Source organism: Vibrio sp. YT-17 (genome assembly GCF_033337375.1).
Classification (GTDB): Bacteria; Pseudomonadota; Gammaproteobacteria; order Enterobacterales; family Vibrionaceae; genus Vibrio; species Vibrio alginolyticus.
Window position 1 is genome coordinate 58,467 of record NZ_JAWOQP010000011.1, and the last position, 22,079, is coordinate 80,545.

At 43.7% G+C, this 22,079-nt stretch carries 23 protein-coding genes; 13 read left to right on the forward strand and 10 right to left on the reverse strand.

Going from position 1 to position 22,079, the window contains the following annotated elements; all coding sequences use genetic code 11:
• Positions 1 to 15 precede the first annotated feature (15 nt).
• The 5 genes from R7F67_RS12450 to R7F67_RS12470 form a co-directional block, all read right to left on the reverse strand.
• Entirely contained in the window at positions 16 to 234 is a 219-nt protein-coding gene (locus R7F67_RS12450; RefSeq protein WP_005389537.1) for a hypothetical protein, read from the reverse strand.
• 48 nt (positions 235 to 282) lie between these two features.
• The gene (locus R7F67_RS12455; RefSeq protein WP_005377611.1) at positions 283 to 663 is read right to left on the reverse strand and encodes a hypothetical protein; all 381 of its coding nucleotides are present in this window, start codon (positions 661 to 663) and stop codon (positions 283 to 285) included.
• 211 nt (positions 664 to 874) lie between these two features.
• A complete protein-coding gene (locus tag R7F67_RS12460) occupies positions 875 to 1,288 on the reverse strand; it encodes an NUDIX hydrolase (RefSeq protein WP_005389540.1) in 414 nt (137 codons plus the stop codon).
• Positions 1,278 to 1,697 (reverse strand): NUDIX domain-containing protein, encoded by a 420-nt coding sequence (locus R7F67_RS12465; protein WP_258475704.1) that lies wholly within the window; start codon positions 1,695 to 1,697, stop codon positions 1,278 to 1,280. Before R7F67_RS12465 ends, R7F67_RS12460 begins: the two co-directional genes overlap by 11 nt.
• A 207-nt stretch (positions 1,698 to 1,904) precedes the next feature.
• Positions 1,905 to 3,923: a methyl-accepting chemotaxis protein gene (locus R7F67_RS12470; RefSeq protein ID WP_318057200.1), complete on the reverse strand. Its 2,019-nt coding sequence runs from the start codon at positions 3,921 to 3,923 to the stop codon at positions 1,905 to 1,907.
• Between the two features lie 134 nt (positions 3,924 to 4,057).
• On the opposite strand from R7F67_RS12470, the gene R7F67_RS12475 reads away from it, so the two are divergent.
• Complete coding sequence (locus R7F67_RS12475; protein WP_213868751.1) at positions 4,058 to 4,552, forward strand: NlpC/P60 family protein; 495 nt, start codon at positions 4,058 to 4,060, stop codon at positions 4,550 to 4,552.
• Between the two features lie 45 nt (positions 4,553 to 4,597).
• Here R7F67_RS12475 and R7F67_RS12480 read toward each other — a convergent pair whose 3' ends face one another.
• The 3 genes from R7F67_RS12480 to R7F67_RS12490 form a co-directional block, all read right to left on the reverse strand.
• Positions 4,598 to 4,942, reverse strand: a complete 345-nt coding sequence (locus R7F67_RS12480) for a DUF3802 family protein (protein WP_005377620.1) — start codon at positions 4,940 to 4,942, stop codon at positions 4,598 to 4,600.
• Positions 4,943 to 5,132: 190 nt separating this feature from the next.
• Positions 5,133 to 6,095, reverse strand: coding sequence for a GGDEF domain-containing protein (locus R7F67_RS12485; RefSeq protein ID WP_025766666.1), 963 nt, complete (start codon positions 6,093 to 6,095; stop codon positions 5,133 to 5,135).
• Positions 6,095 to 7,069 carry a response regulator gene (locus R7F67_RS12490; RefSeq protein ID WP_042523017.1) on the reverse strand — a complete coding sequence of 325 codons (975 nt, stop codon included), beginning with the start codon at positions 7,067 to 7,069 and terminating at the stop codon, positions 6,095 to 6,097. The genes R7F67_RS12485 and R7F67_RS12490 overlap by 1 nt, the downstream gene beginning before the upstream one ends.
• A gap of 224 nt (positions 7,070 to 7,293) precedes the next feature.
• On the opposite strand from R7F67_RS12490, the gene R7F67_RS12495 reads away from it, so the two are divergent.
• Together R7F67_RS12495 and R7F67_RS12500 are read left to right on the forward strand one after the other, a co-directional pair.
• On the forward strand, positions 7,294 to 8,160 hold the full coding sequence (locus R7F67_RS12495) for a fructosamine kinase family protein (protein ID WP_054579487.1): 867 nt from the start codon (positions 7,294 to 7,296) through the stop codon (positions 8,158 to 8,160).
• 253 nt (positions 8,161 to 8,413) lie between these two features.
• The gene (locus R7F67_RS12500; RefSeq protein WP_017634925.1) at positions 8,414 to 8,608 is read left to right on the forward strand and encodes a CPXCG motif-containing cysteine-rich protein; all 195 of its coding nucleotides are present in this window, start codon (positions 8,414 to 8,416) and stop codon (positions 8,606 to 8,608) included.
• A gap of 75 nt (positions 8,609 to 8,683) precedes the next feature.
• Here R7F67_RS12500 and R7F67_RS12505 read toward each other — a convergent pair whose 3' ends face one another.
• On the reverse strand, positions 8,684 to 9,295 hold the full coding sequence (locus tag R7F67_RS12505) for a riboflavin synthase (protein ID WP_054579486.1): 612 nt from the start codon (positions 9,293 to 9,295) through the stop codon (positions 8,684 to 8,686).
• Positions 9,296 to 9,687: 392 nt separating this feature from the next.
• Between R7F67_RS12505 and R7F67_RS12510 the strand changes: the two genes are divergently transcribed.
• Together R7F67_RS12510 and R7F67_RS12515 are read left to right on the forward strand one after the other, a co-directional pair.
• The gene (locus tag R7F67_RS12510; protein ID WP_005377626.1) at positions 9,688 to 11,058 is read left to right on the forward strand and encodes an MATE family efflux transporter; all 1,371 of its coding nucleotides are present in this window, start codon (positions 9,688 to 9,690) and stop codon (positions 11,056 to 11,058) included.
• 134 nt (positions 11,059 to 11,192) lie between these two features.
• On the forward strand, positions 11,193 to 12,191 hold the full coding sequence (locus R7F67_RS12515; RefSeq protein ID WP_258475709.1) for a DUF3080 domain-containing protein: 999 nt from the start codon (positions 11,193 to 11,195) through the stop codon (positions 12,189 to 12,191).
• Between the two features lie 15 nt (positions 12,192 to 12,206).
• Here R7F67_RS12515 and R7F67_RS12520 read toward each other — a convergent pair whose 3' ends face one another.
• Positions 12,207 to 13,052 carry a DNA ligase gene (locus R7F67_RS12520; RefSeq protein ID WP_005389571.1) on the reverse strand — a complete coding sequence of 282 codons (846 nt, stop codon included), beginning with the start codon at positions 13,050 to 13,052 and terminating at the stop codon, positions 12,207 to 12,209.
• 422 nt (positions 13,053 to 13,474) lie between these two features.
• Between R7F67_RS12520 and R7F67_RS12525 the strand changes: the two genes are divergently transcribed.
• The 8 genes from R7F67_RS12525 to R7F67_RS12560 all read left to right on the forward strand — a co-directional run bounded on the left by R7F67_RS12525 (position 13,475) and on the right by R7F67_RS12560 (position 22,074).
• Positions 13,475 to 13,795 (forward strand): STAS domain-containing protein, encoded by a 321-nt coding sequence (locus tag R7F67_RS12525; RefSeq protein WP_005389573.1) that lies wholly within the window; start codon positions 13,475 to 13,477, stop codon positions 13,793 to 13,795.
• A 26-nt stretch (positions 13,796 to 13,821) separates the two neighbouring features.
• Positions 13,822 to 14,688: an OmpA family protein gene (locus tag R7F67_RS12530; protein ID WP_005377631.1), complete on the forward strand. Its 867-nt coding sequence runs from the start codon at positions 13,822 to 13,824 to the stop codon at positions 14,686 to 14,688.
• Positions 14,685 to 16,787 carry an SLBB domain-containing protein gene (locus tag R7F67_RS12535; protein WP_064353904.1) on the forward strand — a complete coding sequence of 701 codons (2,103 nt, stop codon included), beginning with the start codon at positions 14,685 to 14,687 and terminating at the stop codon, positions 16,785 to 16,787. Before R7F67_RS12530 ends, R7F67_RS12535 begins: the two co-directional genes overlap by 4 nt.
• Complete coding sequence (locus tag R7F67_RS12540; protein ID WP_054730238.1) at positions 16,787 to 17,473, forward strand: AAA family ATPase; 687 nt, start codon at positions 16,787 to 16,789, stop codon at positions 17,471 to 17,473. The genes R7F67_RS12535 and R7F67_RS12540 overlap by 1 nt, the downstream gene beginning before the upstream one ends.
• 11 nt (positions 17,474 to 17,484) lie before the next feature.
• Entirely contained in the window at positions 17,485 to 17,865 is a 381-nt protein-coding gene (locus R7F67_RS12545; RefSeq protein ID WP_005377636.1) for an Hpt domain-containing protein, read from the forward strand.
• Positions 17,866 to 18,173: 308 nt separating this feature from the next.
• A complete protein-coding gene (locus R7F67_RS12550) occupies positions 18,174 to 19,700 on the forward strand; it encodes a sigma-54-dependent transcriptional regulator (protein WP_031777249.1) in 1,527 nt (508 codons plus the stop codon).
• Positions 19,675 to 20,745 carry a glycosyltransferase family 4 protein gene (locus R7F67_RS12555; RefSeq protein WP_017820658.1) on the forward strand — a complete coding sequence of 357 codons (1,071 nt, stop codon included), beginning with the start codon at positions 19,675 to 19,677 and terminating at the stop codon, positions 20,743 to 20,745. The genes R7F67_RS12550 and R7F67_RS12555 overlap by 26 nt, the downstream gene beginning before the upstream one ends.
• A gap of 144 nt (positions 20,746 to 20,889) precedes the next feature.
• Positions 20,890 to 22,074: a glycosyltransferase gene (locus tag R7F67_RS12560; RefSeq protein ID WP_054701426.1), complete on the forward strand. Its 1,185-nt coding sequence runs from the start codon at positions 20,890 to 20,892 to the stop codon at positions 22,072 to 22,074.
• The last annotated feature ends 5 nt before the right edge of the window (positions 22,075 to 22,079 follow it).

Consider the following 22,079-nt stretch of genomic DNA (forward strand, 5'->3'; position numbering starts at 1 on the left):
ATGTGTAAGAACAGATTAGTTTTCTGCTAGCTGACGCTTTTTGTTTAACTGAGTAATACCAACAAATAAACCAACAACACCAAGCACTGCACATGCCAAAGCATTGGTGTTCATTACTTGCTGTGCCTCTATTGAGCTGTATAGAAAAGCAAGGCTGAAGAAAGTGGTGGCAAAGCTCAAACCTGTCAGTACGCTGAAACCAGCAAAACTGGCCAAGTCTTTAAAATCGTTCATAACGAGTCCCTGTTTACAATCCTTAATCGAGTGTTGTGAAAATAATAATTAACGAAATATTTGGCGCGATTGACTATGTTTTCGCGCATTCCATAACCAGATAGATACCCCAAATGAGAACCCTAAAAACAGTGTCTTCATTTGTAGGGCGACGTTGTTATCTAATATTTCTAATGTATAGTGAGCGTGGGAACTAAAGATAACATTGGTTATAAGAATCAATAACATAACGACTAGGCCAGAGCGGCGATGCTTGACCAATAGATACGCTGCTAATAAGTCCAATAGTCCCAAAGCGCTCCAATACATATTCAACCAGCGTGGCGCAAAATCGTAAGGTAAAAAGCCACCAACAATGTTGTCATAAAGATGAACCACTCCGCCAACTGTCATAAAAAGGCATAAGAGAAACACGACGAATTTATCCATTACCGTTTCCTTATCTGAATGAATGAGCAAAGCATATAGAAGTCACTTAAACATTTGTAATCTCATCGCCATTTTTGAGATCGACAGTGCCATTATCAACACGATGAGAACAGTAACGGCTGCTCTACCTTCTTTATTTGCTTCTAGTAGAAGCATAGTGTTTGCTGTGGCGTTTCGCCCAAATCCGCCAATGCAATGACAGAATCCTCCTTTAAATCACGCCTTGGTTTATCAACTCTCGTACCTTTTCCAGCCCGCGCTGAAACACAGTATGTGCATTCGCGGGAAGGCCGCTCTCGACATCGTGCCAGAAGAACGCAAAATCATGTCCGCCATCGTCTTGCGTATGAAACAGCCATGAATTAGCGAGGCCAGCACACTCACACAAAACAAAATGCCATACTTGATTTTGAAAGCCACTGTCCCATGAGCATAAATATCGTGCGGAACGAACATGTGTGATACCAGACTCCTCAGCGAGCTCCCGCTTGGCTGCTATGATGTAACTTTCATCAAACACTTCAACAGTGCCCTTTACGAGCTGAACACCCGCCAACGGATGTTTAAAAAGTAGGATCTCTTGATTTTGATTACGTAGAACAACGGGGCAAACTTTATCGATCACAAAACCACTCCTTATGCTTCAAGCAAAAGGCTTTAGCTTTCTCTGGATATAAAGAAATCGAGTGAAGTTGCTCTACACGCACCCACTTCAAATGGTACTGATTAACATCTGATTTTCTGATTTGCTCTGGCCCACTCCCAAGTTTCACTTTTAAGTTCCCTACATAAGAAAGAAAATAGGTTTCTAAGCGACCTTGATTTTCGAGTTCCAAAACTTTCTTAACCGAGCCAAGTTCTATTGAGGTTTCTTCCAGCGCTTCTCTTTTAGCAGCTTCAACAGGTTTCTCACCTGCTTCAACACTGCCGCCAAGGAAAACCCAATACTGTCTGTCGTTTCGAACGCGGTGGATAAGCAAAAGCTCTTGGTGATGATTAACTAGTATGAGGCTGGCTCTTTGTGATAACTGCATGATTCGTTCCTTTGAATTCTGGCGACATTCTAGTCAACGAGTCCCTCGAACAAAGCATTAACATCACGTTGTGATAACTAAACCCTTTAGAAATGAACGAGATGAGATGTAACTCACTCTTGCAATGCAAATAGGAGCCATTGAATGGGTAGCCGTAACAAAAAAGCAGAACCGAGGTTCTGCTTTTAGTCGGTGGAAACATCTCATTTACTTGGTCTGATGAAGCTCATACTTGTGCAGCATTGCTTGCTGGTGCCCAGCAATTTCCGCCACTTGCTCAGAACTCTCAACCATAGACTCAAGCTGCAGCTTTGTGCGTTCGCCAAGATCAGAAATATGCGTGATGGATTGAGATACATCTGCCGTCGCTCGTTCTTGTTCTTCTGTAGCAACTGAGATTTGCTCAACACGTTCTTGAATGTGCTTAACCGCGAGGTTGATATCAGAGAATGTCGATTTCACTTCATTACTGGACTTTAGCGCGTGGGTCATTTCTTCTCTTGAATCATTAACTGCTTGGCGCGAACGCTCTGCGGCAGTAATAAGCTCGCTCATCATTTCTCGGATGTTCGTCGTTTGTTGAGAGGTATCACTTGCAAGTTTGCGAACTTCATCAGCGACAACCGCAAATCCACGCCCTTGCTCACCAGCACGGGCAGCTTCTATTGCTGCGTTGAGAGCAAGTAAGTTGGTGTTGTCCGCGATCCCACTGATCATATCCACCATTTCACGAATCTGTTTAACACGTTGGTCTAGCTCTAACATTGACTGTTCATTTACATCCAAAGAGCTTTCTAATGACTCCAAACGTTCGCGGTTTTGTTCCACGACTTGAACCCCTTTTTCAGTGTGTTGGGTTGCAAGGAGCGAGTCCTGTGAAGATGCATTTGTCACCATTGCTATTTCACGAATAGAGGCTTCAAGCTCCGTTATGGTCGTGATCATACTCGACAACGCTTCATTTTGTGTTGCCAACCCATCATTTGTTTGTTCGGCTGCACTGTGACTTACTTCTGCCGTCTGATAAAGCGTTTCACAATTGCGCGTCACCGTTTGAATGGAGTCGTGTGTGGAATCGATTACTTGATTCAACTTTCGTGCTACTTCTTTCAGCTCATAAGGGCCGACTTCTTCTGCCTTGTCACGAAAATCATGTTCGGTAAGTGCTGAAAGACGCGTTAGTACATTCCTTAACCCTAGGTTTGTCCATGACTTGAGACTAAACCAAGTAACCAGAATAATAAAAGAAATCACACACGCCGCAAACACGAGCACAACGCTCACCGATTCAATGGTCTCGTTGACCACCCGCTCTTTTTCATCGATCAACTGACCAGCGGTTTGGGAGATTTGATCAAGTAACCGCATGGTTTCATCCGCAAGCATCGAAGCCTGTTTAAACTCTGAACGTTGCAATTCCCCTTGTTCTAGTTTGGCGAGGATCAAACGCAGCACGCCCTTTTCACTAAAGCCTTGTTTCACCATCTCATATGGTGCGGTTAAGCTTGCATATTCACTTACTTCAGGATGAAAAGATTGGAAGTCTTCATAGGCGAGTTTAATACCGGCTATGCGATTTCGCATTTCTCGGTATTCTTTTTCGGCTTTGTTTAATTCTGAGTGCATCATCATGACTAAGAACGTACTTTCCATTGAGCTTGCAGAAGCAATGAAACGGTTAGCGGCATCGCTCGACTCAGGATTATCAGCACTAAGGAACGAACTGATTCGATTCATTTCCGGACCGATAGAGCTAAGCCCATAGCGAAAACCACCAACAGCGGCATCAATATCCATTTGAATTTGTATCACCGAAGATTGCTTCAACAAAATGGACTGCGTGATGTTATGTAAACGCGCTAGTTTGGTGTCTAACTCCTCCGAGAGTTGCTGAGCTACACCAGACGCTTCCACAACCAAAGTCGTGCTTTGAGTTGCAAGAGAGTCGATTTGCTCTTTTATGAGAGGCAACTCTTTCGGCTCAGTAGTCTGCATACCATGGTTGAGTAGCTTAACCATCTCCAATACATTCCTGGTTAACTTTGCGTTTGCCATCGCGATTGGTAATGCTTTTTGCGACAAGTCTTCAAATTGTTCCCCTACCTGTTCCATTCCTTTGAAACTTGAGACAGAAAGGGCTATAACAAGAGCAATGATAGTTAAAAATGTTGCACTGACAGCCTGAATTAGTGAAAGTGATGTGCGTGAGCGTTTTCGCTTTGCCATAATCAATTTTTATTCTTTCTTAAGGTTGAATCGGTTCTGCAGTGATTCCGTCACATTTGTGAGACAAAACCGTGATTTGCAGCCCATACTATGGATTGGTTATGACACTAATATTTCAGTTGTGAGTCATAGAGATGACAGGTGGTGATTTGCGTCGAGTATATTTTCCTTTGATAATCAGTGTGCTACTAAGCGCCTGCTCTTCTGGGCCTGAGCCTAGTGAGCAAGCACAGGTGACAACACCTACAAATCAGCTATTGTCGGACAACCCTGATTTGTTCGAGTTTTACACAGAGTGGCACGGCACGCCTTATCGCTTAGGCGGGACACAGAAATCTGGAATTGATTGCTCAGCATTTGTACAAAAAGCGTTTGTTGAGGCTTATCAGCTCTCGTTACCAAGGACAACGAGGCAGCAATCAAAGCAAGGTGTGGAGTTAAGTTGGACGGATGCCAAGCAAGGGGATCTAGTGTTTTTTAAAACAAGACGTACAACTTATCATGTCGGAATTTACTTGGGTAACAAGCAGTTTATGCATGCATCGACGTCTAGAGGTGTGATTATTTCAAGAATCGACAACCCATACTGGGCATCTAAGTTTTGGCAAATAAGAAGAGTTACAATGTAACTCCTCTCACTCTTTAACCGGACATTGCTGTAAGTTAAAACAATATCAGTCGTAAGTCGCAACAGCATTATCGAACAGATTTTTGACCAGAGCGATGTATTCATCAAGGAACGTGATCTGTTCATTGGTCGCTTTTTTATGCCATACCCCAGCCAATATCTCACCAAGATCTTCAACAACTGCATCAGCCTCTTTCAACAATTTGAAGCGTACGCTCGAGTGAAGTTCTGGATTTTGCTCAAAAATCGCCATGATGTTTGAAGCCACCATATCGGTGACAACATCTTCGATGCTTTCGGATCCAGTGTCGCCAATTTCGGTCGTAAAAATATCTAGATTTAGAGACAAGTGCTCGATAAGAGCGAGATATCCATCGGTTTCTAAAACCACTGTTTTTCTCCGTTTATTGCAAGCCTTCGAAGCTGAAAGCAGAATAGTTTCAATAGTAAGACATGCCGAGAAAATTTCATTAACTTATTTCATATTAACAAACATTCACGAACCAACTGGATGATTTTCAAACAATTGAGCTTTGCTTCACTGAATTCGGATACAGGGTTTCTTCAAACCTTTTTATATTTCAGTCATTTTCATGCAAACAGGTTTGGTTACGACCATTTTCTTTTGCACGATACAGCGCAGCATCGGCACTCTTTAACCATTGAGTGTGAGTTTCAAAATAAGGCTTATACTCGCAAACACCAATACTTATCGTGTAATTAATCAAAAAATCTTCCACTTTCACGATCTCTTGCTCAATTCTTTTGCGCAAACGCTCTGCGAAATAGCAAGCTTGCTCCTGGTTTGTGTGAGGAAGTAGTACCGTAAACTCTTCACCACCAAAACGACCGCAGATGTCACTGCTTCTTGCTGTTTTTCTCAACAAGGCAGAGGTTCGACGAATGACTTCGTCCCCTGTCGGGTGACCATAAGTATCATTCACCTTCTTAAAGTGGTCGATATCGAATATTACTAATGAGCATGGTCCGTCGATAACTTTTAAGTGAGCAAACTCATCTTTCAATGATTGCTCCCAATAAGCGCGATTAAATAAACCTGTTAAACCATCTTTGCGACTGATTTCCGACAAATGTTGATTTGTTTCTTTCAAATGAATGCGATTTCTCGCAGTTTCAGAAACATCATTGACTTGAATCGCTATGTGGCTGACCTCTCCTGAAAGCCCAATTAACGGCGTGATCACGATATCTTGATACATAAAATCACTGCTGTTTGAAACCGGAGAAAAATTGTTGAACTTAAAAAGGTACGGTCGGTTTTCCCAGCTAGAAAAAGAACGAGTTTCCAGATCGGCGGCAGCTTTTATCTTGGTTTCTAGCCAAGTTCTTGGCAGCTCTTCAAAATGCTCAAATAAACATTCACCAAGAATTTCTTGTGATAGAACGCCACTGTATGACTGCATAAAACTGTTCCACACACACACTTTATACTCTTGATCCAAAACAATAAGCCCTGAATCCATCGTATCGAGAATTTGTGTGACCCAATGAAAGTCTGCTATGTCCAGCGTGATATCGGACATTAGATTAGCTCCATGATTTCATAGATTATTTCTACGGATGGCTTATCAATTAAAAACAGTACCTCGCACTCGAAATCGAGCGCTTCTGCCATGTAGGTGTATTCGATAGTAAAGAGCTCGCCCAACTCGCCTTGCTCTTCACAATAAGGTGTTAAGGTATCCACAATGCCTGGCTGACGAAGTGAGAATTGCTTGTCGAGTTGATCGCCTAACGACGTGAGAAATGACGAAACCAGTAGGTTAGAGATATTCAAGATGATTTCATTATGAGGCGTAAACTCAAGGAGGTAACCTAATTTTTCCCCAATCTGATTGATATCCCTACCACGTAAGCACACCAGTGCCTCTCCGTGAATACCACCACCGACAAACCTCTGCGCTACCGCAACGGAACTGTCACGCCCAACCACATCAACCAGTGTCATATGAAGCTCGCCGTAGGACAACGGTCCAACATGAGGAACAGGAAGTTGGATGAACTCATGTAAATGGTCGGCCATAATCGCAGCCCCTTTACCAAGGGCAATGTTCGCAATTTCACGGAATTTGGCTAGTAAGGAAAGCTCTTCGCAACCCTGGTTTTTAGAATCAACCGAATGACTAGGTTTGAACGCATAATGCAGTCCTAATTGTTCGTATAGTGGGAGCACCTGCTCTTCTGTCAGAGGCTTAGCGATAAAAGCTTGAGCACCAAGATCGAGACAGCGCTGTTTTGCCTCTTGTTGAACATCTCCAGAAATAATGACGATGTTGGTCGGGTACTGACTAACAGGTAATGATTCGAGGACCTCAAAACCATCCATTATAGGCATCGTTAAATCGAGAAACAAAATATCGATATTTTGCTCAGCAAGAATATTAAGCGCCTCATAACCATCTTGCGCTTCAATAAGATGCAATGATGTATCTTGTACGATAGAACGCGCAATAAGCTTTCTTGCAACAGCTGAGTCATCACATATCAGTATTTTCATGCCACCAATGGAACTAACGTCAAAAAAATCATAATACCTGTTGTAAACGTTCATCTCCATATGCTAAGCCAACAAATCAGAGGCTTATAAGCGATTTGATTCACATTTATACAAATTGACTACACTAAGAGGAAGGTTTCTTTACTAAGTATGCTCAACATAGCGCCAACTCCCTGCTATTTATCCTAAACTATTGGTGGTCAAATAGATTCGCGAGGTTTTGTATGTGGCAAGCAATATCGCAACAGCTTTCTGATACTTTATTGTTCGATTACCAGATCACGGAAAAAGTAAGGCTGTCTGGTGGGGATATCAGTGAAAGCTACATGATCAATGATGGCGAGCAACGTTATTTTGTGAAAATTAACGATCGCGAGTTTTTGTCTAAATTTGAGGTAGAAGCTGAAAGCCTGCATCTTTTGCGTGAAACATCAACCCTATTTGTACCTGAGGTGGTATTGGTTGGTAAAACCAAAAATGCCTCATTCCTAATTCTTAACTACCTTCCAACGAAACCATTAGAAGATGGTCCCAACAGCTTTAAATTTGGGCAGCAATTAGCTCACCTACACCAGTGGGGCGAGCAAAAAGAGTTTGGTTTTGATACCGACAACTATCTCGGTTCGACTCTACAGCCCAACAAATGGCACAAGAAATGGTGTGTATTCTTTGCTGAGCAACGCATAGGTTGGCAATTACAGCTCCTTAAAGAAAAAGGCGTCACCTTGGTTGATATCGATAACTTTATCGACGTCGTAAAACAGCGGCTAGCAAACCATGCTCCGAAACCTTCTTTGTTGCATGGCGATTTATGGAATGGAAATGCGGCACTCACTGCATTCGGTCCTATCTGTTACGATCCTGCGTGCTATTGGGGGGACAGGGAGTGTGATATTGCGATGACAGAGCTTTTTGGTGGATTTCAGCCAGAATTTTATCAAGGCTACGAATCGGTTATGCCACTTTCTTCAAGCTATGAGGAACGTAAAGATATCTATAACCTTTACCATGTTCTCAACCATTGTAATTTGTTTGGCGGCCATTACTTGGAACAGGCTCAACTGGTTATTAATAAAATCATTTCTTATTAATTTGGAAGCCACTGCATATTTCAAGATGTAAAATCTCGAGGCACATCACTACAGAAAATCACCCTAAGCTCAAGGTTGAGTTTGGGGTCAAGTTTTGTACTTATTTCGACTCAATTAGCAACAACTCTGCCTAATATCAAAGGAGACTTAACTTTGGATTGTGCCTATTTTCCTTGTAGGCAAAGTAAGTAAAGGGCTGTACTTCATTGATGAATAGTGTGTTTAAAAGCCCTGCGAGATTAGGAGTTGTTGTATGAAAAATTATACCGAAAGGTATGTAAAGTGCCCGCATTGCGGACACTCTATCGGCATTACATTAGATGCAAGTAATGGTGACCAAGAGTTTTATGATGATTGCCCAGCTTGTTGCCACGCTATCCACCTAAATATGCGAGTGGATGAGTTACAAGATAAGGTCGAACTATTTATCGATGACAATTACGAATAACAGCTCGAGCATGTGAACATCAGAAATATAAAAACGCTTAAATGAAAAAGGAGCACTAGGCTCCTTTTTCTCATTCTAAAGCTGTTTTGCTGCAAGAACGCGCTCAACAGTATCAACAATTGCTTGAGTCTGAGGATCAAACTCAATATTAACACGCTCCCCTACTTGTCTCACTCCGAAAAGCGTTCGCTGCAAGGTTTCTGGAATTAGGTGTACCGAAAAACGACACGCTTCAACTTCACCAATAGTTAGCGAGCAGCCATCTAAACCAATGTAACCTTTCGCTAATACATATTTCATTGATTCTTGCGGCAGTTGGAACCAAATCGTGCGGTTATTGGGCGTATCGATGATATCGACAATATCTGCCGTTAAACTAATATGACCAGACATACCATGCCCGCCTATTTCGTCACCAAACTTAGCCGCGCGCTCAATGTTTACGCTATCCCCTTCCACCAGCCGACCTAAATTAGTAAGAGCCAATGTCGCTTGCATTAAATCAAAACTGATAAGGTTGCCTTCGATCTTAGTCACAGTTAGACAACATCCGTTGTGTGCAACGGATGCACCAATTTCTAACCCTTTACAAAGTTCATCGCTTAACTCGACAACGTGCGTTTGAAAGCGTTCTTTTTTATCAATTTTAACGACCTTCGCCGTACCCTGAACTATTCCTGTAAACATTTCTTTTTACCTATTGATTTAATACCAACTGTAGTCGAAGACTAAGCCCTATACACTGCGCTACAGGTCGGAAATAAAGACCGCAGACGATAAAGCCATGGCTTAATGAACACTGGTTTGTTCTCATGCATACTTCAACATTACCATGATTCGCTGCTGTTCTCAGTAAAAGCGTATCCTTAGCTTGGAGAGCGTCCAGTCAGTGTTATCGACTATTCACTACCTAGCTATGGAATATAAACATACAATTGTTTATCATTTGCGCGGAGTTTCTCCGAGGCATTTTTTCACCTTATCGTGACTAAAATCAACCATCAGATCCGTTCACCACATCTTTTGCCCTCGAGTACTCTCATTCTTTCAACTTATTGTTCCGCTCTGGAGTATTTTTCGTGCATCGCTATAAAGAAGAAGCATCAAGTCTTATCAAATTGGCGACCCCGGTATTGATCGCATCTGTCGCTCAAACTGGTATGGGGTTTGTTGATACCGTAATGGCTGGCGGCGTTAGCGCCACCGACATGGCTGCGGTTTCTGTCGCTTCAAGTATTTGGCTACCATCCATTTTGTTTGGGGTGGGTTTATTAATGGCATTGGTCCCTGTTGTCGCACAGTTAAATGGCTCTGGTCGTAGAGTGAAAATCCCGTTTGAAATTCAGCAAGGCGTCGTTTTGGCATTGCTGATCAGTGTGCCGATAATTGCAGTCCTGCTTCAAACCCAGTTTATTCTCGGGCTGATGGATGTTGAAGCACTGATGGCTGAAAAAACGGTGGGATACATTCATGCCGTTATACTAGCAGTACCCGCTTTTTTACTTTTCCAAACGCTTAGAAGCTTTACGGATGGTATGTCATTGACGAAACCGGCAATGGTTATTGGCTTTATCGGTTTGCTGCTCAACATTCCTCTAAACTGGATTTTCGTGTACGGCAAGTTTGGTGCACCTGAATTAGGCGGTGTTGGATGTGGTGTAGCAACCACGATTGTTTACTGGGTCATGTTTGCCATGCTATTGCTGTATGTGATGACATCAGAGCGGTTGAAAAGCATCAACCTATTTGGAGAATGGCATCGCCCACAATGGAAAGCGCAAGTTCGTCTATTCAAGCTCGGCTTTCCTGTTGCAGCAGCGCTGTTTTTTGAAGTGACACTGTTTGCTGTTGTTGCACTGCTCGTTTCACCACTAGGTCCTATCATTGTGGCAGCGCATCAAGTCGCGATTAACTTCTCCTCGTTGGTATTTATGCTACCAATGAGTATTGGTGCAGCAGTAAGCATTCGTGTCGGCCATCGACTTGGTGAAGAAAACGTAGATGGCGCGCGCGTAGCGTCACGAGTCGGCATTATGGTTGGTCTAGCATTGTCCGTTCTCACAGCGATTTTAACCGTATTGTCTCGTGAGTGGATCGCCGAGCTTTACACTAGCAACCCAGAGGTAATCACTCTAGCGATGCACCTGCTCGTATTTGCCGCTGTTTATCAATGTACGGATGCGGTTCAAGTGATCGCAGCTGGTGCATTACGCGGCTATAAAGACATGCGAGCTATCTTCAACCGTACTTTTATTGCTTATTGGATTCTTGGGCTGCCAATTGGTTACGTCCTTGGCCGTACAGACTGGATTGTCGAGCCAATGGGAGCACAAGGCTTCTGGCTTGGTTTTATCATCGGCCTATCTTCTGCGGCCTTTATGTTAGGCGTCAGAATGCGTTGGATGCATCGCCAAGAGCCAGAAGTGCAATTGAACTTTTCAGTTCAATAAAAAGTAAAAAAAGCCAGCTTCCGCTGGCTTTTTTGATCGAATAATCACACGGTTGAGTATACTTATAACAAGATTATGAAGCGGTTGATTTTGCTCTCTAGACAACGGATACGAAGTTATAAAAAAGGATATTTGTGCGGTCTATTTTATTGTTCTTAATCTTGATTCTTAATGGTTGTGATAACTGGTTCAATCCAGAGAACGCCATGTTTGATAAGTATCATCAACGTGTAGCCAATGTATTGGAAGCTCCTGCTATTCCAATAACATTACAGTCTACGGTAACGATTCCTGCGAAACGCGTTTTGTTCGAGCCATTGCCAAGGCTATCTATTGGCCTGCTAGAGAGCTATCAATTACGACAGTGCGGACTCTTTAATTTACTTGCCGAGAAAAACTCACAACTTGGAAAGGTGCAGGATGCCTTTCATGATTTTGATTATCAAACTGCCCTTTTAAGAGTCATGAATCGATGTTTATCCGAATTTCCACTTAGCGATGAAGAACGCGCGACATTGACAGAGCTTTACGCAACCAAGTGGCAACATTTAGACATTCATCTCGACAACTTACTACTCGTAAGTGATGCCATGCAAAAGCAACTAACTGCCTCTGATTGGCTATCTCAAGACACGACGAATGATATTGCACGCATTAACGATGTCTATCGTATTTTCAGCGAAATGTATGATTTACCCCACCGCGCGGTCTCACGTCTACCCGATGTGGAAGTTACGCAATATCAAGAAGAGTTAGAGAAATCTCGTTTACTCGGACGACTTTACTATTCAATGGTAAATACATCCCTTTGGTTAAAAGCGACAACTCAGCTACTTGAGCAGAACCAGAGCAATGTATTGTGCGGGCCGAACAGAGACACCACTCAGTTCCGCTACTTAAGAAATGTCTTTCAATCCATTTACGTTGAAGAAGTGCAACCTTATTTGGCTTATTTAGACAGTACCTATCAACAACTTAATGATGGTGCCACTTTGGTGGAGAACCGTATGCAACTCCATGGTCACCAGTATGGCATCATTGAGGCACATAGGAAATTTAGGCAAGAAACCCTAAACCACGTTCAGTTTTGGCAGGGTCTCTTCAAACGATGTGGCGTAACCGTTGGCAACTAGTAAGTGCAGAGCGTTCTATTCCTTCAACCTTTCACGCAAGAATCGAGCAAAACGTGGTTTACCAGTATGTGTAAAACCGTTATATCTAAATGTAATGGTTGAACCAATTTTCGGAGGCTGGCGACGCACTTCATCGGTAAATCCGCTACCGATGTAAAACTCAATGCCATTTGGTAAGCGAACTAACATTGCTCCCATCATACCTAATAAGCGCCCTGTTCCTGGCTTATAACCCACAACTAACGCTTCATCATCTGCGTATCGTTTTAGTTTAAGCAAATCACTACCGCGTCCAGCCTGATAGCGGCTTGATACCTTCCGCAACATCACCCCTTCACCGTCGGATATTGAAATTTTATCCAACTGTGTAAACAGATGAGCTTCATTTTGAATGGCTCGGTGCTCGACATATTTGATATGAGGCTGGTCGACTTCAAGCACTAAGGCTTTGATGTTGTAATAACGCTTCCGATAATCACCAGCGGAATATGGCATATCAAAGATCATAAAGTCGATATGTCGCCAAGCAGACTCTACAGGAGTTTTATCTAATACCGTTTGCTGAACAAGATGGAAGTTACCTCTCCCAGCCCAAAGTTCACCGTCCAACGGATAATCAGGCAAAGGTCCTGTAAACCAATCTGGGGCGTAGATTCGATTACCATTTCTCGTCACGAGATGTTGCCCAGTCCAATAAGCGCGAACACCATCAAGTTTTTCGCTATACCAATATTCAGACACATCAATGCCATCCTGATAGCTTTGTGCAAGAGAAACTGGTGGTGCGAGAGAAGTATCCGCTTGAAGCTGTGAAGACGCTGCCATAACAGCCAGCGCAATTAATGTCATTTTTAATGGCATAAGAAGACCTTGTACAAAAAATCGTCTTTATTGAAACGTAAGTCCTCTCGATGACCTATTTATTACTAGTTGTTCTTCGACTCATAACAATCAACATTAGTAATAATTTGCAAAGATAATCATAAACTTTAGACAGGTTTTGCATTTAGTCGTTACACGCTATTCACGTAAGGCGGATGGTTCGTCAATCGAGTTGGAATCTAATCATGACGAGATCCCCCGCTCTAAAGACTTCTTTCGGCTCAAAACCTCTTATAAGCAAACCATTTCTCTGTGCGTTTTTGATTCTCAATTTGAGAATCAGTCCTTTCTCAAATTGAACAACATCATTAACAATATTTAAGCTTTTGATTTTTAGCCAATTTAAAATTGGCACGTTACCTGCTCTATATTCAATTAGAAAAACAAACGGAGACAGAGCCATGGAATTACGCAAACTAGAAATCAATCAAAACAAGTTAGCCATTGAGTTTTTTGGTGACTTAGACGCAAGCGGCTGTCGACAAGCACAACATCACATTGATGAGGTAATTCACAACAATCATCACAAAGAAGTCGAAATTAACCTACAGCACGTCCAATTTCTTGATTCTTCAGGGATTGGTGCCATTGTTTACTTATATAAGCGTCTAGTTGAACGTGAAAGAAGCATGAGTATTGAAAACGTATCAGGCCAACCTTTAGAAATCATGAGCTTGCTTCGTATCAACCATGCCATTCCCGTTAACTCAAAAGGACACTAAAAATACCGGTTTAAACGGAGGTTGGCATGGTAAATCTTATACGACGATATGCAGTAAGCGGTCTTGTTGTCGGCATGTTTGGTTGTTCGTCGTTTGACTACCCAGAACACGGAAAAGGTGGCTTGGCGGAAAGCTATCAAGATATCTCGATCGAGAATTATCAGTTTTCCCCTGTGATGCCTGACGAGCCTTTAGGTCCAGAACATGGGTTAAGGTTTGATTGGCAACTGACCAAGTTACATCTAGACGCACTAATCCAAGAGGGAGCGCGCTGGTGTTTTCCTGCGGCAGTTGTTCAGGCCCTTGAAAAACAAAATAGAATTGCGCGCGAGTTAGAAGGTGGGCTTTTACTCGACGCTGCCAACGACCTTGTGATTCAGCGTCGACGCTTAAACCAGCTCGAACAACAACTCGACTACGTACTGAGCCAAACAACTTGCACACCGCCCGATGATATTGAAGCACTACGTAGCGACCTAAACATAGTCTCGGATATCTATGCACTACTTAATATCGACAACCAGTTTGCTGTCGATTCAGCAGAAATCAACCCGAAGTACATGGGACATTTGGCAGAAGCAGCCTACATTTTACGTGACCACCCCAACCTATCTCTTGTAGTAACGGGGCATGCGGATGCAACTGGAACACCCGATTACAACCAGAAACTTGCTCAAGCGCGTGCGGAACAAGTAAAGCGTTACCTAACCGTATTTGGTATCACTTCAGAGAGAGTCACTACCAAATCTGTCGGAGATAACCTGCCACTCTATGAAGGTGAAACATCCGCCGTGCGTTTAACTAATCGTCGAGTAAGCATCGAGGTTATTAGCCCTAATTCAGATAGCGATACCTCAATAAACCGCAACCCAACGGCAGGAGGCGCGCTATGAACACGATGAAACCATTTATCCTCTTAATGTTGTTGTGTCTGGTCGCGTGGGTACCTTCTTCCATAGCGGATGAGAGCAATACTGTTAAGGTCGGTGATTTAATACAGATTAACTTACCTGGAGAGGCGTCTTTAAACCAAGGGTTTCAGGTTGATCGTCGTGGACGAATTAATTTACCAGAAGTCGGCCCTGTATTAGTGGCCGGCTACAATGAACAACAACTCCAAGACGTGATTATCGACAGGCTAAAGACCGTGTATCGTGACGTTAACAACGCTCGAGTTTTTATTAAACAGCAACAGTTGTTAGTGTCCGTTCAAGGCTACGTGGTCAAACCCGGTGAATATACCTTACCTTCTGGGTCCAACATTCAAATGTTTGTGTACGAAGCTGGAGGCCTGCGCGCAGGGGCTCAGCTTGATAAAATGATCGTGAAACGTGGAAATAAAAACATTGAATTTGACTACAAACGCTTCCTTGATACGGGGGACAATAGCCAGCTGCCAAAACTAGAATCACTGGATGTCTTATTTGTCCCCGCTTCACCACTCGTAGGGAATATTGAGCAAGAGTTTGATGCAGCAAAACTCGCGAATTCAGGTGACAGCGCAGATTCCGCTCGTGCAATCAAAGTCTTTGGTGAAGTCAACGCACCCGGCTCGTTCTCATACAAGCCAAACACCACGCTAGTTGATGTCGTAATGCGAGCTGGCGGCGTGACACGATATGCCAGTGTTGAGCAAATTCGCGTGATAACAAACAATAACCCAACCATGTTTAACCTGAAAAAGTACCTTGATACTGGAGACCAAAGCCTACTGCCGGAGATCCTGCCAGGTGCCACCATCTTTGTCCCAAAACAGGAAGAAGAAATCAAAGCAGGTGCAAATGTGGTTTACGTGATGGGTGAAGTCGCCCATCCTGGGGCATACGAAGGCAAGCAAGGCGCTAGCTTCATGGATATCCTCGCCAACGCTGGCGGGCCCACTCGCTACGCAGAATCTCGCCAAATTCGCGTTATAAAAGCCGATGGCAAAGTCATCAAATTCGATCTTACCGCGCATACAGAAGGACTATCTTCAGCCAGACCACCAAATGTTGGACCGGGAGACGCGATTTTCGTGCCGGAGAAAACCGATTTCAACGAGAAGTCTTGGTTAAAAGTAGCACCTAGTCGAGCGGTCGCAGTGATGGGAGAAGTTGTTCGCCCTGGACGCATCGAGTGGTCAGACGAAATGGATTTGATTGATCTGCTTGCACACGTTGGAGGCCCAACTCGACGAGCTGATACCACCAAAATTGAAGTCGCCAATAACGGTCAAATGACACAATTTGACTTGGACCAATACATTCTGGATGGCTCACCAACATCAAGCCTACCTCGAGTTTCCGCTGGTACAGTCGTAAGGGTACATGCATTGCCTGACGACCCATCCGATAATAAATCGCAATGGGTAAGCCAAAGCTCTGACGCATCGATATACGTTTTCGGGCAAATCAATGCACCTGGGCGCTATCGTTTCACTGAAGATATGCATTTTCTGGATATTTTGTCTGCCGCCGATGGACCGACAATGGATGCAGATATTCACAACATCCGTGTCACACACCGAGGCCTAGGTTATGCCAAAGTGAGTAAATTGAATTTATCGATGTACTTTGAAACAGGCGATGAATCAATTCTGCCCCACGTTCGTCCTGGTGATACCATTTACATTCCAGAAAAAAACAAAAACTGGTTAGATCGTTCAAAAGAGTCCACGGTACGCGTATTAGGTGAAGTAAGAGACCCAGGGCGATACGTATTCAATGACAACATGACTGTGCTTGATCTGTTAGCGGAAGCAGGAGGACCAACTGACAATGCCTACCTTGAAAAGATCAGTGTGGTCAATATGTCTTGCTGCCAGGGCCAAGCCCGAACATTTGATTTGGTGAACTTTAGTAAAACAGCCAACATTTATGAGCTGCCAGTCATTCGCGCAGGCGACACGATTTACATTCCCCATAAAGACGAAAGCTTTGTTGAAAAAGCGAGGGCCGGATTAAGAGATATTTTACAAATCACCACAACCATCGTGTTAATAGGAGCGTTGTAATGACTATTCCTGCAACTCACGCTGAGATTGAGCAAATTTATCTTCAGAGTGAACAGAAAGGCCACAAAACGATTTGTGTTGTGGGTTGTAAATCTGAAGATGGTGTCACTTCCGTGGCGTCATCTCTTGCAGAGCGCTTGGTTTTAGCAGGCCACAATACTTTGTATGTAGACCTTAACTTATTCAAACCCGCTTATCACACTGTTCACGAATTTGATGATGACGAGAAGGTTGGCCATTTGATCACACGAGAGAATACACATCAAACTTTAGTCGGCCTCCCAGCTCCATCTCTCGCCAGCACTCAGTTAGCGTACCGAGACCCAACAATGCTGAAACGAAACATTGCACAATGGTTAACGCAGTACGAGCGCGTCGTGATAGATACATCACCACTTCTCAGTGTCAACCGAAGCAATATTGCGCCTCAAGTGATTGCTGGCGTATGTGATGCTACTTTGTTAGTAGCGCATTATGGTTCTACGACTGCAACCCAGCTCGAGCAAGCCAAAAAGATACTCGATGCTAGCGATGCGAACTTGATTGGTTCTGTACTGAACATGAAGCACACTCCAAGCCTGAAAGATGAGTTAATCCGCCAAGTTTCCAAGCTGCGTTTCTTACCAAAAAAGTGGAAAGAAAAACTGTCTCAGCAAATTAAAAAAAGCGAACTGTTTATGTTATAGGGAGCGCTATTATGACGATAAATAATACATTGACTATCGAGCAAGAATTAGTGGATGAGCATATTCTTCAGCAAATGATCAAAGATACGTGCGCCGAAATCATCCCTACCTTGATTGATCACTATGTCGAAGAGTCACGCGATCGCATGGAGAAAATAGAGCAAGCATTAAGCACAAAAGACCTTCAAACATTAGAGTTCGAGGTTCACACACTGGGCAGTTCTGCTCTCGCTCTAGGCAATCGAACGCTTTCAAGACAAGCAAGAATGATTGAGAAGTACTGTGTCGAAGGAAAAATACCAAAAGCATTGGAGCTTTGTGAAACACTTCCTCAACTCGCCAATGAATCGTTTGATGCGTTAGAAAAGCGAAAAGCTCAAGGGTTTGAGTAGTATCAGTGTCTTACTCCCTAGCGAAGCATCGCGTTTGATAAAGCGCGATGCCGACATCATCTCAGAAATTTAGGCTCCAAATTCAGTCACCCTCGCCAAGCCACACACCTTGAAGTTATTTGGGCATAACTTAATCAATTAAAAAGTATGGATTTTTCGCAAATTTCCTACCTTGTGCTAATACTTAAATAACGCTTTTCTCAAATTGAGAATTTTCAGCACTAGAGAGCAATAAACCACTCATAACGCCAAATAGTAGTGCTGACAAAAATCATAAAAAATGAAACAAACTACGTTGGGATGGGACTATGAGACCAAGGGTGTTACTGGTAGAGGACTCTACTTCACTAGCCATACTTTATAAGCAGTATGTGAAAGACGAACCTTATGACATTTTTCATGTCGAGACAGGTCGCGAAGCGATTCAATTTATTGAAAGAAGCAAACCTCAGCTCATCATTCTCGATTTGAAACTGCCCGACATGTCTGGCGAAGACGTGCTGGATTGGATCAACCAGAATGACATTCCTACGTCCGTTATTATTGCTACGGCGCACGGCAGCGTCGACTTAGCCGTTAATCTAATTCAAAAAGGTGCGGAAGATTTCTTAGAAAAGCCCATAAACGCTGATCGCCTAAAAACGTCAGTTGCATTGCACCTTAAACGCGCCAAATTGGAAGATTTGGTGGAAAATATTCAGTCCAAGTTTGATCGCCACAACTATCACGGATTCATCGGTTCAAGCCTCCCGATGCAGGCGGTATACAAGACCATTGATGCTGTTGCGCCAACTTCTGCCAGTGTGTTTATTGTGGGAGAAAGCGGCACAGGTAAAGAAGTTTGTGCTGAAGCCGTCCACCGCCAGAGTGACCGTAAAGACAAGCCTTTTATTGCAATTAACTGTGGGGCTATTCCACGAGATTTGATGGAAAGTGAGATTTTTGGTCACGTTAAAGGGGCCTTTACTGGAGCAACAACAGATCGAAAAGGTGCGGCGACGCTGGCACATGGTGGTACGCTTTTTCTTGATGAGCTATGTGAAATGGAACTTGAGATGCAAAAGAAGTTGCTCCGCTTTCTACAAACGGGCACTTACACTCCTCTTGGTGGCACTCGAGAAATGAAAGTGGATGTGAGAATCATTTGTGCCACCAACCGAGATCCATTAACAGAAGTAGAAGAAGGTCGTTTTCGTGAAGACTTATACTACCGTGTGCACGTTATACCTATCGATATGCCCCCATTACGTGAACGAGGAAGTGACATCGTCACGCTTGCCAAGCACTTCTTGACCACTTACGCCAAACAGGACAAAAAGAAATTCTCAACAATCGACAGCGAAGCTCAACATATCATCAAGCATTACGAATGGCCGGGTAATGTAAGGCAACTACAAAACATCATACGTAACATTGTGGTGCTTAATAACGACGAAAAAGTCACGGTGAGCCACCTACCCGCTCAACTTACTAAAAAGTCTAAAGTGACGAAAACAACGACGCCTGCGCATGTTGCTCAAGAGTCAGCAAACATTGCACCAATCACACCACCACCTGTTTATACTGAGGAACTTTCACCTTCTGCGGTCGAACCGTCGATTACCGCAGCGGAGCTGCCTGGTACACCGTCCTCTGCTGCTACCTCACCGTACTTTAACTCTGATGGAACCATTCGTCCTATGTGGCAAGTAGAGCGTGAAGCAATTCAAAACGCAATCGCGTACTGTGATGGCAACGTCCTCAACGCCGCTGTCATGCTGGAGTTAAGCCCATCTACGGTTTACCGAAAAAAACAAGCGTGGGAAGCGGATGAAATTAATCTCGAACAATCTTGATAAACCTGCCATTGGTGAAATTTGGATCTTGCTTGATAGCCGTCTATTCGGTGGCATTGAAAGTCACGTTATCGAGCTAGCTCGGGGATTAATCGCCTTTGGACACAAAGCTCGAGTTGTGCTAACCACTGAGTATTCACCAGCCGCTCAGATTGTACAGAAGGCAAAAGAAGCCGCGATCCCTGTGAGTTACTTAAACTATTTGTCTGGCGAGCCCAATAAAGCTTTAAAAATTAAACACCTAACAAGCGCCGTCGCCAATCACCAACCCTCAGTGGTTCACTCCCATGGTTATAAAGCGTCGATTTTGTCGCGCTGCGCCAAACTGCTCACCCGTACGTTTCCTCGTTTGATTTCAACTTATCATGCTGGTGAATCGTCCTCAGGGAAACTATGGCTATACGATTGGCTTGATAGAAGCTCAGGCAGCCTATCTGACCATTGCTTTGCTGTCAGTCCAAGTATTCAGCGCAAAGTTTTTTGTTCTTCAGAACTGCTGAATAACTTTGTTTCGATTCCCAACAGTCAACTCAACTATCAGGAGATCGCTTTTGTCGGCCGATTGAGTCAGGAAAAAGGCGCCGATCAATTTATTGAGGTAGCGAGGCTCTGTCCAACATTACAGTTTAGTGTGTACGGTGATGGCCCAGAAAAAGAGTCGCTTAATCAAACTGCCCCTTCAAACGTGACTTTCCTCGGCCATCAAACCGATATGGAAGGTGTTTGGGAAAATATCAGTGTACTTATCATCTCTTCTCGTTATGAGGGGCTTCCAATGGCGGCGCTTGAAGCCATGTCGAGAGGCATTGCCGTGATGAGCTTACGTGTAGGTCGTCTTCCAGATATTATCCAAACGGGTAAAAATGGTTTTATCGTCGAAGACATTCCCTCTCTTGCTAAATGTCTTCATGACTGGATGTCGATTGGTGAAGCGCAACAATCACTCATTCGCCAGAATGCTCGACAAACCATCATTGATGATTTCTCAGCGCAAAGTGTGATTCCCGTATTGCTACAAAAATATCAAATTGAAACGGATCACTAATCCATATTGGTTCTCAATATGAGAATGATGAGTTCCAAACATAAATATCATATAAGATTCAATCACATAAACTAATAGCATATTTTGGCATCTCTATTGCAGCTCAGCAGTTAACGCAGATTAATGATGAGACAGAGGTGACTTATGACTACGCCAAAACGCATTCTATATGTTCATTATGGTGATAATTGGATTCGCGGCAGTGAAGTGGTGCTTCTGGATCTCATTTCAGGAATCGACCGCAATAAGTTTGAGCCATTCGTATGGTCAAACTGCCAACCATTAATCGATAAGTGCCAATCGCTCGGAATTGAAGCGGAACATTCAGCCTTCAATTTGGTGGGTGGTTGGAGCGCTCCACGCTGGGATATTAGCGGGTGGAATAGCCTTATCAAACAAGGCTCAGCTTTGATCGAAAAGCACAGCATCGACTTGGTACACGTCAATAGCGGCGGCCCTTGTCAATGGATGTGTTTGGCTGCTCGCATGAATCATATACCACTTGTCACGCAACTTCATTGCCATTATACATTGCGCGATCGCTTCTCTCTCGGACTTCACCTCTCTCCAAAATTGATTTGCGTTAGCAAAGATGTTGGACGCGAAATTCTTCAGGACGGCTACCCACAAAACCAACTTCATGTCGTACACAACGGCGTGTCACTTCAAGGCGTGGATACACCCATCGACATTAAAGATAGCCTCGGAATCCCATCACAGGCCTTTACCTTTCTGTCGGTGGGTTCGCTGATTAAGCGCAAAGGGTTCGACCGCCTTATTCGCGCAATACGCATGCACAACTACCACCACAACAACCCTCACCTTGTTATTGTTGGTGACGGCGAAGAAAGAGAAGCATTGCAACAGCTTGCATCGGATCTTGGTATCCAAGAACGAGTGCACTTTGTCGGAGAACAACACAATGCCGGAGCGTGGATGTGTGGTAATGCAGACGCTTTTATTAGCGGCGCCTATGAAGAGGCCTTTGGTCTCGTGCTCGGGGAAGCGGCTTTAGCTCAACTGCCTATCGTGGCTCCTAAAACGGGAGGCATTCCCGAGTTGTTCGAGCATAATCACTCTGCATTGCTGTACCAGAACAGTGGAATGGCGAGCCTGTTAAACGCGATTCAACAAGTCATGCAAGACGCGGCATTAAGAAACAAGCTGGCGGAAAACGCTTACCTACATGCTAGCCAGCACTTAACGACGACTGCATCTATCAACGCTATTGAACGTATTTACGAAGGTGAACTTAATAACAACGCTATTACACCAATGCCAATGACTCACTGCATGAAGCCTCTTTCACGCTGGTTGAGCATCAATTGAGGAGC